This is a genomic window from Spongiactinospora rosea (assembly GCF_003315795.1).
GTDB lineage: Bacteria > Actinomycetota > Actinomycetes > Streptosporangiales > Streptosporangiaceae > Spongiactinospora > Spongiactinospora rosea.
In genome coordinates, this window is sequence record NZ_QMEY01000003.1 from 708,547 (window position 1) to 722,229 (window position 13,683).

Sequence of the window (13,683 nt, forward strand, 5' to 3'; positions counted from 1 at the left end):
GCTGGGATTAATGTAGGCACACCGGGAAGGAGGTCGCGCTCGTTGAACGGCTCAGGATTGATCAGCCCGGCGCTCGCCGGCGAACTGGCGGCGCTGGCCAGGGTGAGTGACGACACGTCCAGTGAGAGTGTGCTGCGCGGGCTGACGGAGACCCTGGTGCGCGGCATCTCCGGATGCTCGGGCGGGTCGGCGGAGCTGTGGCGGTCCGAGCGCGTCCTGCTGTCGGCCTCGCACAGCGAGCTGATCGTGCTCGCCGAGAGCGAGGACACCCTGAACGAGAGCCCCGCCAGGGAGGCCAGGTCCACCGGCGCGCCGGTGCTGGTGCCCGACGTGCTCAGCGACCGCAGGTGGGCCCGGTGGGCCGGGATGGCCACCCGCTGCGGGGTCCGCTCGGTGCTGGTGATCCCGATCACCGTGGAGTCGTCGATGCTCGTCGTCGCCCTGTACTCCGTGCGCCCCGGCGTCTTCCCCGCCAACGCGGTGGCCCCGCTCGCCGGCATGCTCGCCGACCAGGTGACGGTCGCCCTGCGCAACGTCTGGGACTTCGACGAGGTCCGCACCGACGCCGCGCAGATGCACGAGGCGCTGGCCGGGCGGGCCGTGATCGACCAGGCCAAGGGCATCATCATGCAGGCCAGCGGGTGCTCGGCCGAGGCCGCCTTCGACGAGCTGCGCCGGGTCTCCCAGCACCACCAGATCAAGGTGGTGGAGCTGGCCAGGCTGCTGGTGAGCGAGCACCAGCGCAACGAACGCCCGGCGAGCTGACCGCGCGCGCTCAGCTTTCCCGCAGCCCGGCGAGCGCGTCGTCCAGCGAGTCGTACAGCGGCAGGCGACCGGCCAGGCCGGTGACCCACATCACCTTCGACCGGGAGTACTGGACCCCGACGAGCGCGAAGCGCGTCCCGGCCCCCGTGCTCGCCTGCCAGTAGTGGACGATCAGGCCCAGGGCCCGGGAGTCCATGAACGACACGCCGCCCAGATCGAGGATCATGCCCTCGCGGTGCCGCGCCGCGGTGTCGGCCAGGAAAGCGGCGAACTGCTCGCGCGTCGTGGCGTCCAGGATGCCGTGGATCTCCACCACCGCGATGTCGCCCACCGTGCGGGCGGTGAGTGAGAGGGCCGGAGCGCCTTCCACATCGCCCGGCAAGTTGCCCGACATGCCCACCCGTGCGTCTCCTCGCCATCCGGTCCATGGCGCATGGCGCCAGCGCCGCTCGCGCGGGCCAAGAGCAACCTTACTGTCACCCCGAAGTGTGGCGTACGCTTGACGAAGCGGGAATGCATCACCCGAGGTCCAGCAGCGGGCCTCGTCTTCGACTTCGCGCGAGGCGAGCGTGTCCGGATGGGCCGGTCCGAAAGGCCCGACCTTGGGCCCTTCTCTTCCCAGAGCTCCTTGCCGGCCGCGCGCCCGCTGTCCATATCGAGGAGCGAGCGATGACCGTTCACGCGCGCGACATCACCGAGCTGACCGCTGAGGAACTGCTGACCGAGGCCGCCGCCCCCCGGATCGATCCGGCGCTTCGGGAACGGCTTCGCGAGCGGATCGTGGAGATGCACAGGCCGCTGGCCATGGAGATCGCCCGCCGCTACCGCTACCGCGGCGAGCCGCTGGAGGATCTGCTCCAGGCCGCCTACGTCGGCCTGATGAAGGCCGTCAACGGCTTCGACCCCGCCCTCGGCCACGCCTTCCGCGGCTATGCCGTGGTCACCATGACCGGCGAGGTCAAACGTCACTTCAGAGATCGCACCTGGGCCATCCGCGTACCGCGCCTGTACCAGGAACGCCGCTCCGAGCTGAACCGCCTCGTCGCCGACCTCAGCCAGGAGCTGGGCCGCTCGCCGACGGTCCCGGAACTGGCCACCCGGATGAACATCTCAGAAGAGGACGTCCTGCTCACCCTGGACGCCTCCGCCGCCTACAGCACCCTGTCCCTGGACGCCCCGCTGGGCACCGACGACGACGCCGCCGCGCTCGGCGACGTGATCCCGGAAGAGGGCGACGAACTGAGCAGCCTGGTGGACCGCGAGGCGGTCAAACCGCTGATCGACGAACTGCCCCCCAGGGAGAAGAAGATCCTGCTGCTGCGGTTCTTCGGCAACATGACCCAGGCGGAGATCGCCGCCGAGTTCGACATCTCGCAGATGCACGTCTCGCGCATCCTGCGGAAGGTGCTCGACCGGCTCCGCGGCGAACTTCTCTCCGGGCCCGACCGGCCCTGACCCGCCCCTTGCCGTACTTCCGTCCTTGCGACCGAGTAATCTGCCGCAAACAGGGCACCCAACGAACCTGAGGGCGGAGGTGAGGGCAAACGGCTGTCACAAGCAGGATGACGCAGGCAGGGGGCGCAGGCGGCGCCCGCCTCGCAGGTGGGAGGCGATCCCGGGTGAACGAGGATTCACGTCCTCATGAAAGGCCGCTGAACGGCGGTGCGGCCGAGCAGATCGCCTTCGGCCTGCCCGGCCTGCCCGGCGCCCGCGATTTCGCCGCCGCCTACGCCCATCGGCAGGGCATGCCCGATGACCGGGTGGGCGAACTCCTCCTCGCCGTCAACGAGGTCGCCACCAACGCCGTCACCCACGGGGACGGCCGGGCCACCATGCGCGTCTGGTGCGCCGGCGACCACGTCATGGTCGAAGTCCACGACGAGGGCCGCTGGCCGCTCGACGGCACGACCCCCGGCGTGACACCGCCCGGCCCCTACGCCACCAGCGGGATGGGCCTGTGGGTCGCCCGCAGGCTCAGCTCCGCCATCGACTTCGCGACCGGCGCTTCCGGCACCACCGTGACGATGAGCTTCAAGGTTTAGCCGGGACACCCACGGTTAGCTGCGTCAGCGTGACGAAGCACATGGGTAGCTGGATAGAGCACGCAGCCTGCAGGGACGCCGATCCGGAACTCTTCTTCCCGATCGGCGCCGTCCCCTCGCCGGAACAGCTCAAGGCCGCCCGCCGAGTCTGTGCGGGCTGCCCGGTACACGGGCCGTGCCTGCGATTCGCGGTGGAATCCGGCCAGTCGGGCGGGATCTGGGCGGGCACCACCGAACGCGAACGCCGCGCGATGCGGGAGGAGGTGCTGCATGGCGCGAGGACCTAGGACGCCCGGCGGTTCCCCACCCCGCATCCTGATCATCGGAGGCGGATACGTCGGGCTGAACACCGCGATGCGCCTGCAGCGCCGGCTGCGCCCCGGGGAGGCCGAGATCACCGTTCTCGACTCCGACTCCTACATGACCTACCAGCCGTTCCTGCCCGAGGCGGCGGCCGGCAGCCTCGAACCGCGCCACGTCGTGGTCCCGCTGCGCCGGGTGCTCTCCCGGTGCAGGATCCTCAACGGCTGGGTCGTCCGCGTGGACAGCGCCAGGCGGTCGGTGGAGTTCCGGCCGCACGAGGGGGAGTCCTACGAGATCGGTTACGACATCCTCGTCGTCTCGCCCGGCTCGGTCTCCCGCATCCTGCCCATCCCGGGCCTGGCCGACTGCGGCATCGGGTTCAAGACCGTCGAAGAGGCCATCCACCTGCGCAACCACGTCCTGGGCCAGCTCGACCTGGCCGCCTCCACCCGTCGGGCGGACGTCCGCCGCCGGGCGCTGACGTTCGTCTTCGTCGGCGCGGGCTTCGCCGGTGTGGAGGCGCTGGCCGAACTGGAGGACATGGCCGGGTACGCCTGCCGCCGCTACTACCCCGGCATCAGCCGCGAGGACATGCGCTGGGTGCTGGTGGAGGCCACCGGCCGCATCCTGCCGGAGGTCGGCGAGGAGATGGGCCGCTGGACGCTGGAGCAGCTTCGCGCCCGCGGCATCGACGTCCGCCTGAACACCCGCGTGGACACCGCCGAGCACGGCGACATCGTGCTCAGCGACGGCGGGCGGTTCCCGTCCGACACGCTGGTGTGGACGGCGGGCGTACGGCCGCACCCGCTGATGCGCGCCACCGACCTGCCGGTGGACGACAAGGACCGGCTCAAGGTCACCCCCCGGCTCAACGTCGAGGGCAGGGACGACGTCTTCAGCGCGGGCGACTGCGCGGCCGTACCGGACCTCACCAGGCCGGGGGAGTACTGCGCGCCGAACGCCCAGCACGCCGTGCGGCAGGCGCGGCGGCTGGCCGCCAACATCATCGCCACCCTGCGCGGCACGCCGCTGGCCGACTACCGGCACGCGTACGCCGGGTCGGTGGCGAGCCTGGGGCTGCACAAGGGCGTGGCCCAGATCTACGGGCACAAGCTGCGCGGCCCGCTGGCCTGGTTCGTCCACCGGACGTACCACCTGTCGCGGGTCCCGACGGTCAACAAGAAGGTCCGCGTGCTGAGCGACTGGACGCTCGCGCTGTTCTTCCGCAGGGAGATCGTGTCCTTCGGGGCGATGTCCCGGCCGCGCGCCGAGTTCGAGTTCGCGGCCCGCTCCACCGTCCACGCCGGACGCCTCGACGGCGACCTTCCCCCGGCCTGACACCTGCCGAACACCTACTGAATCCGGTACTGAATCCGGCCTGACATCTGCCGGGCGCGCCGAAGGGCCGCCCTTCCTTTCCGGAAGGGCGGCCCTTTTCGCGGTTACCGCCGGTGGGTCAGCGCCTGGTGCGGCTCCGCCAGTTCCCGCCCCAGCTCCGGACGCCCGCCGTGCCCACGCCCGCCTGGTGCAGGGCCAGCAGGAGCAGGCCGAGCAGCATGAACGTGGTCGCGTTGATGCCCGCTCCGAGGCTGACGCCGACGAGGTCGAGCAGCAGGCCGAGTCCGAAGACGATGGCGGCGACGACTGCTAACACGGGGGCCACCTCCTATTTCTGGCTGTTTCTGGCTGTTCTATGGCTCTCTTCGGCTATTTCTGGTCGGTCAGGTGGAGCAGGTGTTCCAGCGTGGCGCGGTAGTCGCGCAGCGCCAGCCGGAGCCGTTCGGTGTCGGCCTCGCCGGCGTTGGTCCACTGCTCGTGCAGCCGGTCGGCGCGCGAGTCGAGCGCCTCCCGCATCGCCGCGACCACCTCGCCGAACAGCCCGTCGGCCCGTTCCACGGCCAGCCGCGGGTCGTCCACGAAGGTCGCCTGGACGTCGCGCCAGCGGCGCTGGATCTCGGTGGCGTCCTGGCCGAACAGGTCGGCGGCGGTCAGACCGGCGTCCGGCTGGCCGTGTTCCCCCGGCTCGGCGGGCTCGGGGATCTCACCGTCCTGCGCGGACGTCGCCGCCGGGCCCATCGCGTGCGCCCCGGGCCGCGGCTCCTCGCCGGGCACCGGCACCCCCGCTTCCTCGCCCACGGTCTCGGTGCGGCCGGGGGCCTCGAACCGGTCCGGCGGGACCTGGGTCTCCGGCTCCACGCCCTGGCGTACCTCGCCCGGGGTGTCCTCGGGCAGCCCCGTGGCGTCCTCCTCGGGCCGGTACACCGGCCCCGGGCCCTCCCGCCTGTCCCGCTCGGCGGCCTCCGGCGGGAGGTCGTCACGCTGCCTGGGCACCAGCGGGTCTTCCTTCTCCTCGCCCACGAGCGGGGCGTTCCTGTCGTGTCGCCTTTCCACGTTCGTTCACCGTCCTCGTGATTCGCGGTTGGCCGTGCGCTCGGCGACGAAGTCGTCCGGCTCGGCGTCCCCCCGGCCGCCGGAGCGGCCGCTCGCCGCGCCCGCCGGCCCCTGCTGGGGCCTTCGCTGCTGCGCCGGTACGCGGGGCCGATCCGCGGTGTCCTCTGTGTTCGTCGTCTGGGGGCCGCCCTCCGAGAGGAGTTCGTCGAACAGCGCCCGGTAGTGCACCATCGCCTGACGAAGTTCCTCGGTGGACGCCCGCTGCTTGGCCGCGCGGCCGCTGATCTCGTGCGCCTTGCGGTAGTGGTCGAGCGTGCGGCCGTGCGTGACCGAAAGGTCGGAAAGCCGCTGCTCGAACCGCTCGGTCGGGTATCCCCGATCCCGCATCACGGAGGTGACGAGCTGGTCGGCCGCCGTCACCGCGAAGCCGGGGGAGTCGACGAAGCGTTCCTGCACCTCTGTCCACTTCGCGGCGTATCCCTGACGGGCCTCCGGAGATAGCGGACGGATGTCCAGTTCGGCGACGCGTTCCTCGCGGGCGCGCAGTTCCCGTTCGGCGTCACGCCTGCTCTCGCGCTCGGTGATGGTCCGTTCGTACTCGGGGCCGAAGCGTTCGCGCAGACGGTGCCGGCGCTGATGCTGCAGTACGACGTAGCCGACTGCGATGATCGCCACCACCACGGCGACGACGACGGCCACCCAGATCAAGGTCTCGGTGGACATGTCCTGCCTCCGGGTCGATTTCTGCCTTCGTCGGGCGCACTGCCCTGGGGAAAGGGGTCGAAACCGGGTCGGGTCACGGGGAGGTCACGGAGGCGTAATCAATCGATCGAGGGGTAGAGGGTTCGCGCGTCGAAATAGGAGGGAGTTCGCGATGGGCTTTGGAGCCGCGCTGACCTTCATTGCGATAGGGGCGGTGCTCGCCTTTGCCGTCCGGTGGGACGTTCCTGGTATCGATCTTCAGATGATCGGCTGGATCCTCATGGGGGTGGGTGTCGTCGCCGGAGTCATCACCCGGATGTACACCCGCAAGCCTGGTGAAGAAACCGTAGAGGTGGTGGAACCGGACATCGTGTACACCACGGACCCTGCGCCGGAGAACGACCCGCACCATGTCCATGTCCACGACCACAGGCAGGCGCCGGTGGAGGAGCACCGCGGCGAGGACCAGACCCGCCCGCACCCCCACTTGTACCGTGACGGGCCCGCCTGACCCCCGCCCGGGGGTTCAGGCGTCCTGCGCGCCGCCGGAGAGGGCCTGCCTCGCGCGGGCCAGGACGCCCGCGATGTGCGAGTCGTCCGGGGCGGCGGGCACCTCGGTGAAACCGGCCACGGGGTCGTAGGTGACGTCGGAGCCCGCGTCGATGAGGCGCTGCGCCCAGCGCAGCGCGGTGTTCACCTTCTCCGGCGGTACGCTGCCGCCCTGCGCGACGGCCGAGAGGTTGCGCAGGTTGGTGGCCGGGCCGGACTGGACGTGCTCGCGTTTGACCGTCCAGGGGATCGCGGCCCGGTGGTCGAGGGTCGGCCTGGCCAGCCCCGCGGCCCGCTTGGCCTGGAGCACGCCCGACTCCGACACCCCGAAGTGCTCGGCGATCCGGCGCACCGTCCAGCCCTCGGCGACGAGCCGGGACAACTCCTGCCGGTCGATCTGCGCCCTGCGCCCCGCCACGCTCGCCTCTCGTTCTTGCCCGCGACCTCGCAAAACCGCTCCCAATATAGCGAACCTCGCCGATCTCAAGCTCCCTGTTCAGGGAGGGGGCGCGAGGCGGAGGGCGGCGGGCCCGCCGGTGGCCCGCGCCCGCCCGGACGCGAGCCAGATCGGGTGGTCCGCCGCCCGTGGTAAGGTTTCTAACGCGCGCCAGGGGGAACACCTCCGCACCGCGCGGCGGGACGTGGCCTAGTTTGGTTAGGGCACTTGACTGGGGGTCAAGAGGTCGCCGGTTCGAATCCGGCCGTCCCGACCGAGGTCAAAGGCCGCTACCGAGTCATCGGAAGCGGCCTTTGTGTGTTCGTACAGCAGCGAAGTACAGCTACGGGGCGGTAGGCGAGCCTTCCGGTTGGTGATCAGTAGGGCCGCTGAGCCGGTCTCCGAGCCGCTTTAACGCCTCTCTGGTGACCTCGGCAGGCACTTGAGTGTAGATGTCCATGGTGATGCTGATCTGGCTGTGTCGGAGGATCTGCATCGCGGTCCGAGGATGTACATCAAGGGCTGCAAGTAGCGACCCGCACGTATGCCGGGTGTCGTGCACGCGGATGATCCGGACGCCAGCACGCGTGGTTCGGTGAGCGAAGCTGCGGTTGACGTTTCTGGGCTCGATCGCCCGGCCGGTCCGGGTTGTGAAGACCAGACCCTCGCCGGTCCATGGCTGCTCACGGGCCGCGCATTCGGCTTCCTGCCGCTTCTGCCGGATGCGAAGCGCGGTCACGCAGATGGCCGGGAGAGGTAGAACATCGGTCGAGTCTTCGGTCTTGGTGCGCTCCTTGTGAATGAGCTGGCCCCGTACTCGTTGAAGCTGCATGCTGACCGACAGCTCGCCGCCGTCCAGGTCCACATCTTCCCACCGCAGGCCCAGGACTTCACCCTTCCGCAGGCCCAGAATGAGAATCAGGACCCACGCGGCATATAACGGGTCCTCGTGTTCCCGTGCCGACTCCAGGAACTGCCGCGCCTCGTCTACGCTCCACGACGACCGCGCCCGTGGGCGCTTTCGCATCGTGGGGAGCTTCACCATCTTGGCAACATTGCGGGAAAGGATTTCTTCGGCCTGAGCCTGGCTGAGAGCCGCCCGAAGGGTGTTACGTGCCGCCTGAATCGTTCTTCTACTCGGATACGACTTACAGCACTTCCCGACAGCGCAGCATCGTTGCCGTTTACGGGGGTCGCTGTGCCGTTCCGGGCGAGCCGCATCCTTGCCCTGTTCGCAGCACTGGCACACGGTGGGCAGTTTGTTGACCCACTGCTGGACATCGCGGACGGTCAGCCGGTCCAGCCGTCTATTGCCTAGTGCCGGAATCACGTACAAGCGGCCGAGTGTCTCGTACTGGGCGTAGGTCTGCGGTTCTCGATTCGGTTCGATCACCTCACTCAGCCAGTACTTTATGTATTTCTCCACGGTCGGTATCGTCGTGGCCACCGGCCCTTTCTTTGCCTCATTGAGGAGCTTCACGTACTTGTCGTGAACCTCCTCGCGGCTCTTGCCGTAGGCCCACTTCTTCTTGCGCTCTCCGCTTGGTGTGGTGACCCAGACGTAGGCCGCGTAGCCGTTGCGATAGGGGAAAATGGAGCCTTCGCCGTTGGCTCGCGTGCGTGGTTTGGTCATGGCCGCCTTCCGAAGCGGTATCGGATGACCGGGGGTCCGGAGTGATCGATGGTGTGGGAATGGCACACGCCGTTGCGGATGAGGTCATCCAGGGTGGCCGTGATGACGTCGGGGGGAACGGTCACGCCGTGGTGAGCGAACATGCGGCACAGTTCGGCGTGGCTGAGCCCTCGGGCGGCTGCGATCTCCAGGGCGTCAAGGATGGTGCCGCGGACCTCGTTGGGGCTGGGCGGGGTAGTGTCGTCGCTCACGGCCAACGAGTCGAGCCAGCGGCCGTAGCTCAAGACGCTGATCCGGACTTGGCCGTCTGGCCAGACGACCCCGGCGGGAACGTTGCCGGCGGTTTCCCACTCCTGCCAGTCGGCAAGCGGAATGCCCAGGTCGGCGAGGATGTCCGGGACGGTGAGCCAGTCGAACGGGCTACGGCCGGGCACGGCGAGCATCATCGGGCGCTCACTCCCGCTTCGCGCTTGAGGTCGGCAATGTAGTCGGCAATGGCGGTTCCGGGTACGAGCGCCGTGCGGCCCTCGTGGACGACGTACAGACGCCCGGCGTTGATGAGCTGGTAGAGCTTGGCGCGGCTCTGCCCGATCGCCCGCGCGGCGTCCGCGATGCGGTACAGGCGGTGTTCGGCGGGGATCTGATCGATTGCCGGTGCGGGGGTCATGGTGGTCTCCGGGCCGGTTTCGGGTGGTGTGGCACGACCGGTGGGCCGCTGTGGGGTGTTCATGCCGGAGTGGTGGGGTGATGGGCGGTCAGGCCGGTACGGCGGGCGCAGCGTGGGCACAGCCCGTACTGAAGGACGATGGGTCCGGCCGAGTACAGGCCGGTGTGCAGGGCGCGGGCGGGTTTGCGGCATCGGTCGCAGCGCATGTCCTCGGCCGGGTCGGGCCGTAGTTCGGCGATGCAGCCGGAGCAGGTCACGCGGTCGGGTGCCCACGCGGCGACGTGGAGCACGGTAGGCGCGTCCAGGTGCGGGCAGCACAGCGCGGTGCCGGTGTGCAGCGCGCGGGCGACGGCGCGGGCCTGCCCGTCCAGCCAGGGCACGTTCACCTTGCGCGCCGGGGTGCGGCATGCGGTGGCGGCGAATCGATCGATGATCGTGTTCGCCTCCTTCGTCGCGGCCCACAACTGGTCGTTCAGGGCGGTGATGTGCGAAGGGGCGGTCATGAGAGGGTCCTTTGCGGAGATCGGAGAACCAGGAGGCGGTTCATGACGACGGGCGAGGGACAGCGCCGGTGTTTCGAGCCGGGCTTCGTGGTGGCGTTGCGTGTGCGTGAAGGTGCCGCGCCGCTGCGGAGCTATGTGGGCAAGGTGCAGGCGGCAGACGAGCACGGGGTGCGGGTCACCCTGGCGGACTGGCTGGTCGGCGGGTTCGTCAGCCACGACCTGTTCGTGCCGTGGGCCAACATCGAAGTGGCCTACATCGCGACGGAGGACTACACCCCGGGTGAGGGTGAGCTGGGCCGGTGGCAGGAAGCGTTGAAGGCCGACAGCGGCCAGGAGTGAGACGGCTTCGGCTTCCCCGGACGGCAGGCAGAGCGCCGAAGGGAGCCAAGGGAGCGAAGGGAGCGGGTTTTCGGAAGGCACACCCTTCGCTCCCTTTGCACCGCGCGGGAAGGTCGCGCGGCGGGCTTGCGCGGCGAAGGGCGTGAAGGGCGTACTCCTCACAGAGCCGCTCCCTTCGCGCTCTTGGCTCCCTTGGCGCTGCCGGTGGCGTGCAGTGCCCAGACCCAGCCGCCCCCGAAGTCGGACTTACGGGAGGCGACGCGGGCCTTGGCTTTTGCGCGCTTGAGCTGGTCGCGGGAGAACCCGGCGGCGCTGCCTTCCTGAAACACCTCTAAGGCGGTGGCCTCCTGGTTGGGCTGGCCGGTGAGGTAGCCGGTCAGCCACAAGGCCGCCTCATCGCGTTCGGCACGCTCGGACGGGTCGCCGCTCCCTTCGGCAAGGATGTCGTCCACACTGCGGTCGGATTCGCCGGTGAAGTCGAGCTTGCCGACGTAGGCCGGTCCTTCCTCGGTGGCCACTTCCGCCGTGCTCACCACGTACCGCAGGGACGGCAGGTCCAGGCGGCCCAGGTTGTTCTTGGCCTGACTCAAGACGCACGAGCCGTCATCGGCCTGCGGGTCGCGGGCGATGGCGAGTACGGCCCGCGCCACGGCGGAAAACGCCCGCGAGCCGGTGATGAGGTTCAGCGCGTCGGTGTTGGCCGACTTGTTGAAGTGGGCCAGCCCGACCACCGAGCATCCGGTCGTGTCGGCCAGGCGCACCAGTGGTTCCAGCGCTGTGCGTAGTTGCTGGTCTTTGAAGCTGTCGATCTGGGAGGAGATCAGCGACAGCAGGGGATCGGCGGCCAGCAGGGACACCCCGATCTCGGTGATGACCTCGGCCAGCTCATCGCAGTCACGGGGCAAGGTGAGCTGATCGAAGCCGCCGGGCCGTTCGACATCGACGCGGAAGACCTTCTCCAGGTCGGCCCCGGCCGCGTGCAGGCGCGGGCCGATGGTGTGCTCCCAGGAGTCCTCGGTGGCGGCGTAGATGACCGGCCGGGGCGTGCCCTGGTGGAGACCGGGCAACTCACCGCGAGTGAGGCGGGCGGTCAGCCACGCCAGGATCAGTGACTTGCCGATGCCCTCCCGCCCCGGGATCAAGGTGAGTGCTCCGGCGGGGATGCGGTCGGCCCACAGCCAGCGGACCGGGCGGAGCCGGACCGCCGATGCCGGGGTGAGTTTCAGGCGGCGGGGCGTGCCGTCGAAGGCGTCGAAGGTGTTGCCGGTGGCGGGCGGCTGATGGGTCGCCCCGGTCGTCTCGGGTGGGGTGAGGTTCTTGAGCGGGGGCGCGTCCTGGGGCGGGTGCCCGTTGAGCGCGCCGTTGAGGTGAGACAAGGGTGGCTCCTTGCACGGTTGGACCGCCGGACCACCGGCCGGGGGCGGGCGGTCCGGGCGAGGGCGAGCAAGCGGGGTGTGGCCGGTCCGGTCAGTCCGGTAGGGCGGCGGGGGCGATGCCGAACGCGGTCAGCAGGTCGTGCGCGGCCTGCCGGGCGTCGCCCATCTCGTGGCCCTCAAAGCGGGCCTTGACGCCCCGGCGGCTCAGCTCGTGCATGACCAGCACGACCACGCCCCAAGCGTCGAACCCGGACTCGGCGGGGCCGGTGGGCTCAGCCATGGGTCACCACCGTCCAGGCCAGCACCAGCAGGGCGGGCAGTACCGGCACCAGCGGGCGGAACGGCCGGAACGGGCCGCGGCGGTGGTCCGGCGCGCGGGCGGGGAGTCCTGCCCTACTGTCCCCACTATCGGGCTTACTGGGCTTACGTACAGGGCGAACGCAGCGCGCCAGCAGCGCGCGGGCGGCGGCGGACCGGTCACCGGCGAGGGCGGCCAGATGCCGGCGGAACGCGTCGGCACGGCGGGGCCGAAGCCCCGGCCGGAACCCGCAGGTCCGCACGAACGCGGTCGGCGGGCGGTCGGCTTTGGCCTGGTTGCATGGCTCGCAGGCCAGCACCAGGTTTGCCCGCGCCCACGTCCCGCCCAACGCGGTCGGCACCAGGTGATCCAAGGTGGCTTCGGTCGCCGGGTCGGCGAAGCGGTGGCGGCAGTAGAAGCACCGCGCGCCATCCCGGGCGGCCAGTTGGCGGCGGTAGCGCTGCCGCTTGTCGGAGTTGGGGCGGGTGGTCATCAGGCCACCCGTTCGGGCGTGGCGGTGGCCATGGCGCTGGCGAGGGTTCTGGCCAACATCCACGCCCGGACACGCGCGGTGCCCTCGCGGCGGGAGTCGGACCACAAACCGGCCCGGTCGGCGCTGTGGTCGCCGGGGGTGGTGTTCTGCTTTTCGTCCTGGAAGGCGTACCACTTCACCGAAGCCCGTCCGCCCAGACGGGCGGTCCCCTGAGCGATCCAGGCGGCCATCTGCTCTATGGAGGTGGCTCGCGCGCCGGTCGGCATGTCGGAGGCGTACAGCGCCACGGCCAGCTCGGTGTAGGTCATCTCAGCGGGCGAGAGCATCAGGCCACCACCGGACCGGCCAGCGTGCGAACGATGGCGCGGTACCACTCCAGGTGCGCTTCGCCGCTCGGGTCCGGGCCGCCGTTATCGGCGGACAGCATGGCCATGGTCTCGTAGATCTCGCTGGCGGGGTTCTCGGTCAAGATGGTCTTCAGCTCGGCCTGGACCTCGGCGGCGGTCGGGACGGTGCGGGTCTGCCACTTGGAGATGAAGCTCACCGACAGACCGGTCAGGAGCATGGCCGCCTCGTCCACAGTCAGGCCCATCAGGGCCGCGTGCCGCTCGAAGCTCATTGGGACCTGCTCCTCGACCGGGATAGCGTAGAGGTACATCGAGAGGTCTCCTTAACTGATCGATGTCCGGCCCTGGCGGGGTGCCACCCGCCGGGGCCTTCCTTGTGTCCGGGGCCCAACCTCGCTTGCGTTAGCCCCCTTACGCAAGGACGGTAACCCCGGCTCTCAGAGACCGTCAAGGGGTTCGACTAGATTCCCGTAACCCCCCTTACTAGACTGTCGGAGACCGCCGACAGAAGGGTGACGCGGTGCACGAACTGAGAAAGATCAAGGAGACCGCAGACCCGTTGGAGCGGGTCCGGCTAGCGACGGAAGCGCTTGCCGAGTACCAAGAGGCCATCTCCGATCTCGGGCGCATCCGCCGTGATGCGGTCGAGTACCTGCGCAGCCAGGGAATGACGCTCACGGAAATCGCAGACCGGGCGGGGGTCAGTCGTGCCCGACTCTCCCAGCTTGGGACGACACGCCGGGCGGTTGAGCGTGCACTCTTTTCCGAGGGTGCGCCGATCACTATTGCTGTGGACACCAAACAGGAGTCCGAATCGGGTCGCCCGGTAGTGCATCAGG

General features: G+C 69.7%; 21 protein-coding genes and 1 tRNA gene. 8 read left to right on the forward strand and 14 right to left on the reverse strand.

Features of this window, described 5'->3' with window-relative positions:
- Positions 1-42: 42 nt before the first annotated feature.
- Positions 43-765 (forward strand): ANTAR domain-containing response regulator, encoded by a 723-nt coding sequence (locus DP939_RS11825; protein WP_113980654.1) that lies wholly within the window; start codon positions 43-45, stop codon positions 763-765.
- 10 nt (positions 766-775) lie between these two features.
- Here the strand turns inward: DP939_RS11825 and DP939_RS11830 are convergent, their stop codons facing one another.
- Positions 776-1,159 carry an STAS domain-containing protein gene (locus DP939_RS11830; RefSeq protein ID WP_113980655.1) on the reverse strand — a complete coding sequence of 128 codons (384 nt, stop codon included), beginning with the start codon at positions 1,157-1,159 and terminating at the stop codon, positions 776-778.
- A gap of 275 nt (positions 1,160-1,434) precedes the next feature.
- Here DP939_RS11830 and DP939_RS11835 point away from each other — a divergent pair, with 275 nt between their 5' ends.
- From DP939_RS11835 to DP939_RS11850, 4 genes are all read left to right on the forward strand, one after another.
- Positions 1,435-2,220: a SigB/SigF/SigG family RNA polymerase sigma factor gene (locus DP939_RS11835; protein WP_113980656.1), complete on the forward strand. Its 786-nt coding sequence runs from the start codon at positions 1,435-1,437 to the stop codon at positions 2,218-2,220.
- Positions 2,221-2,384: 164 nt separating this feature from the next.
- Positions 2,385-2,807: an ATP-binding protein gene (locus DP939_RS11840; RefSeq protein ID WP_225878177.1), complete on the forward strand. Its 423-nt coding sequence runs from the start codon at positions 2,385-2,387 to the stop codon at positions 2,805-2,807.
- Between the two features lie 41 nt (positions 2,808-2,848).
- Positions 2,849-3,094 (forward strand): WhiB family transcriptional regulator, encoded by a 246-nt coding sequence (locus tag DP939_RS11845; RefSeq protein WP_113980658.1) that lies wholly within the window; start codon positions 2,849-2,851, stop codon positions 3,092-3,094.
- The gene (locus DP939_RS11850) at positions 3,078-4,448 is read left to right on the forward strand and encodes an NAD(P)/FAD-dependent oxidoreductase (RefSeq protein ID WP_113980659.1); all 1,371 of its coding nucleotides are present in this window, start codon (positions 3,078-3,080) and stop codon (positions 4,446-4,448) included. Before DP939_RS11845 ends, DP939_RS11850 begins: the two co-directional genes overlap by 17 nt.
- Before the next feature lie 118 nt (positions 4,449-4,566).
- Here DP939_RS11850 and DP939_RS11855 read toward each other — a convergent pair whose 3' ends face one another.
- From DP939_RS11855 to DP939_RS11865, 3 genes are read right to left on the reverse strand one after another with little or no spacing between them, the layout of a single operon-like run.
- Complete coding sequence (locus DP939_RS11855) at positions 4,567-4,764, reverse strand: hypothetical protein (protein ID WP_113980757.1); 198 nt, start codon at positions 4,762-4,764, stop codon at positions 4,567-4,569.
- Positions 4,765-4,817: 53 nt separating this feature from the next.
- The gene (locus tag DP939_RS11860; RefSeq protein WP_147267958.1) at positions 4,818-5,501 is read right to left on the reverse strand and encodes a hypothetical protein; all 684 of its coding nucleotides are present in this window, start codon (positions 5,499-5,501) and stop codon (positions 4,818-4,820) included.
- A gap of 6 nt (positions 5,502-5,507) precedes the next feature.
- Complete coding sequence (locus DP939_RS11865; protein ID WP_225878178.1) at positions 5,508-6,224, reverse strand: hypothetical protein; 717 nt, start codon at positions 6,222-6,224, stop codon at positions 5,508-5,510.
- 151 nt (positions 6,225-6,375) lie between these two features.
- On the opposite strand from DP939_RS11865, the gene DP939_RS11870 reads away from it, so the two are divergent.
- Positions 6,376-6,714: a DUF6458 family protein gene (locus DP939_RS11870; protein ID WP_113980661.1), complete on the forward strand. Its 339-nt coding sequence runs from the start codon at positions 6,376-6,378 to the stop codon at positions 6,712-6,714.
- Positions 6,715-6,729: 15 nt separating this feature from the next.
- Here the strand turns inward: DP939_RS11870 and DP939_RS11875 are convergent, their stop codons facing one another.
- Positions 6,730-7,170, reverse strand: coding sequence for a helix-turn-helix domain-containing protein (locus DP939_RS11875; RefSeq protein ID WP_113980662.1), 441 nt, complete (start codon positions 7,168-7,170; stop codon positions 6,730-6,732).
- Positions 7,171-7,387: 217 nt separating this feature from the next.
- Here DP939_RS11875 and DP939_RS11880 point away from each other — a divergent pair.
- Positions 7,388-7,462 (forward strand) — tRNA-Pro (locus DP939_RS11880).
- Positions 7,463-7,531: 69 nt separating this feature from the next.
- On the opposite strand, the gene DP939_RS11885 is transcribed toward DP939_RS11880, so the two are convergent.
- Genes DP939_RS11885 through DP939_RS11900 form a run of 4 tightly spaced genes read right to left on the reverse strand, consistent with a single transcriptional unit; the run spans position 7,532 to position 9,991 of the window.
- The gene (locus DP939_RS11885) at positions 7,532-8,821 is read right to left on the reverse strand and encodes a site-specific integrase (RefSeq protein ID WP_113980663.1); all 1,290 of its coding nucleotides are present in this window, start codon (positions 8,819-8,821) and stop codon (positions 7,532-7,534) included.
- Complete coding sequence (locus tag DP939_RS11890) at positions 8,818-9,267, reverse strand: hypothetical protein (protein ID WP_113980664.1); 450 nt, start codon at positions 9,265-9,267, stop codon at positions 8,818-8,820. Before DP939_RS11890 ends, DP939_RS11885 begins: the two co-directional genes overlap by 4 nt.
- On the reverse strand, positions 9,264-9,551 hold the full coding sequence (locus DP939_RS11895; protein ID WP_225878179.1) for a helix-turn-helix domain-containing protein: 288 nt from the start codon (positions 9,549-9,551) through the stop codon (positions 9,264-9,266). The genes DP939_RS11890 and DP939_RS11895 overlap by 4 nt, the downstream gene beginning before the upstream one ends.
- The gene (locus tag DP939_RS11900; RefSeq protein WP_113980666.1) at positions 9,548-9,991 is read right to left on the reverse strand and encodes a hypothetical protein; all 444 of its coding nucleotides are present in this window, start codon (positions 9,989-9,991) and stop codon (positions 9,548-9,550) included. Before DP939_RS11900 ends, DP939_RS11895 begins: the two co-directional genes overlap by 4 nt.
- A gap of 42 nt (positions 9,992-10,033) precedes the next feature.
- Between DP939_RS11900 and DP939_RS11905 the strand changes: the two genes are divergently transcribed.
- On the forward strand, positions 10,034-10,330 hold the full coding sequence (locus DP939_RS11905; protein WP_113980667.1) for a hypothetical protein: 297 nt from the start codon (positions 10,034-10,036) through the stop codon (positions 10,328-10,330).
- A gap of 158 nt (positions 10,331-10,488) precedes the next feature.
- On the opposite strand, the gene DP939_RS11910 is transcribed toward DP939_RS11905, so the two are convergent.
- The 5 genes from DP939_RS11910 to DP939_RS11930 all read right to left on the reverse strand — a co-directional run bounded on the left by DP939_RS11910 (position 10,489) and on the right by DP939_RS11930 (position 13,155).
- The gene (locus DP939_RS11910) at positions 10,489-11,706 is read right to left on the reverse strand and encodes an AAA family ATPase (protein ID WP_199565088.1); all 1,218 of its coding nucleotides are present in this window, start codon (positions 11,704-11,706) and stop codon (positions 10,489-10,491) included.
- A 91-nt stretch (positions 11,707-11,797) separates the two neighbouring features.
- On the reverse strand, positions 11,798-11,986 hold the full coding sequence (locus DP939_RS11915; protein ID WP_113980668.1) for a hypothetical protein: 189 nt from the start codon (positions 11,984-11,986) through the stop codon (positions 11,798-11,800).
- Positions 11,979-12,497: an HNH endonuclease gene (locus DP939_RS11920; RefSeq protein WP_113980669.1), complete on the reverse strand. Its 519-nt coding sequence runs from the start codon at positions 12,495-12,497 to the stop codon at positions 11,979-11,981. The genes DP939_RS11915 and DP939_RS11920 overlap by 8 nt, the downstream gene beginning before the upstream one ends.
- The gene (locus DP939_RS11925) at positions 12,497-12,823 is read right to left on the reverse strand and encodes a hypothetical protein (RefSeq protein WP_113980670.1); all 327 of its coding nucleotides are present in this window, start codon (positions 12,821-12,823) and stop codon (positions 12,497-12,499) included. The genes DP939_RS11920 and DP939_RS11925 overlap by 1 nt, the downstream gene beginning before the upstream one ends.
- The gene (locus DP939_RS11930; protein WP_113980671.1) at positions 12,823-13,155 is read right to left on the reverse strand and encodes a hypothetical protein; all 333 of its coding nucleotides are present in this window, start codon (positions 13,153-13,155) and stop codon (positions 12,823-12,825) included. Before DP939_RS11930 ends, DP939_RS11925 begins: the two co-directional genes overlap by 1 nt.
- Between the last annotated feature and the right edge of the window lie 528 nt (positions 13,156-13,683).

Excerpts from the sequence above, each read along its gene's own strand:
- DP939_RS11905 (WP_113980667.1), top strand. The coding sequence starts at position 10,034 with ATGACGACGGGCGAGGGACAGCGCCGGTGTTTCGAGCCGGGCTTCGTG.
- DP939_RS11870 (WP_113980661.1), top strand. The coding sequence starts at position 6,376 with ATGGGCTTTGGAGCCGCGCTGACCTTCATTGCGATAGGGGCGGTGCTC.
- DP939_RS11930 (WP_113980671.1), bottom strand. The coding sequence starts at position 13,155 with ATGTACCTCTACGCTATCCCGGTCGAGGAGCAGGTCCCAATGAGCTTC.
- DP939_RS11885 (WP_113980663.1), bottom strand. The coding sequence starts at position 8,821 with ATGACCAAACCACGCACGCGAGCCAACGGCGAAGGCTCCATTTTCCCC.
- DP939_RS11850 (WP_113980659.1), top strand. The coding sequence starts at position 3,078 with ATGGCGCGAGGACCTAGGACGCCCGGCGGTTCCCCACCCCGCATCCTG.
- DP939_RS11915 (WP_113980668.1), bottom strand. The coding sequence starts at position 11,986 with ATGGCTGAGCCCACCGGCCCCGCCGAGTCCGGGTTCGACGCTTGGGGC.
- DP939_RS11830 (WP_113980655.1), bottom strand. The coding sequence starts at position 1,159 with ATGTCGGGCAACTTGCCGGGCGATGTGGAAGGCGCTCCGGCCCTCTCA.
- DP939_RS11900 (WP_113980666.1), bottom strand. The coding sequence starts at position 9,991 with ATGACCGCCCCTTCGCACATCACCGCCCTGAACGACCAGTTGTGGGCC.
- DP939_RS11835 (WP_113980656.1), top strand. The coding sequence starts at position 1,435 with ATGACCGTTCACGCGCGCGACATCACCGAGCTGACCGCTGAGGAACTG.
- DP939_RS11920 (WP_113980669.1), bottom strand. The coding sequence starts at position 12,497 with ATGACCACCCGCCCCAACTCCGACAAGCGGCAGCGCTACCGCCGCCAA.
- DP939_RS11895 (WP_225878179.1), bottom strand. The coding sequence starts at position 9,551 with ATGAACACCCCACAGCGGCCCACCGGTCGTGCCACACCACCCGAAACC.
- DP939_RS11925 (WP_113980670.1), bottom strand. The coding sequence starts at position 12,823 with ATGCTCTCGCCCGCTGAGATGACCTACACCGAGCTGGCCGTGGCGCTG.
- DP939_RS11890 (WP_113980664.1), bottom strand. The coding sequence starts at position 9,267 with ATGATGCTCGCCGTGCCCGGCCGTAGCCCGTTCGACTGGCTCACCGTC.
- DP939_RS11845 (WP_113980658.1), top strand. The coding sequence starts at position 2,849 with ATGGGTAGCTGGATAGAGCACGCAGCCTGCAGGGACGCCGATCCGGAA.
- DP939_RS11865 (WP_225878178.1), bottom strand. The coding sequence starts at position 6,224 with ATGTCCACCGAGACCTTGATCTGGGTGGCCGTCGTCGTCGCCGTGGTG.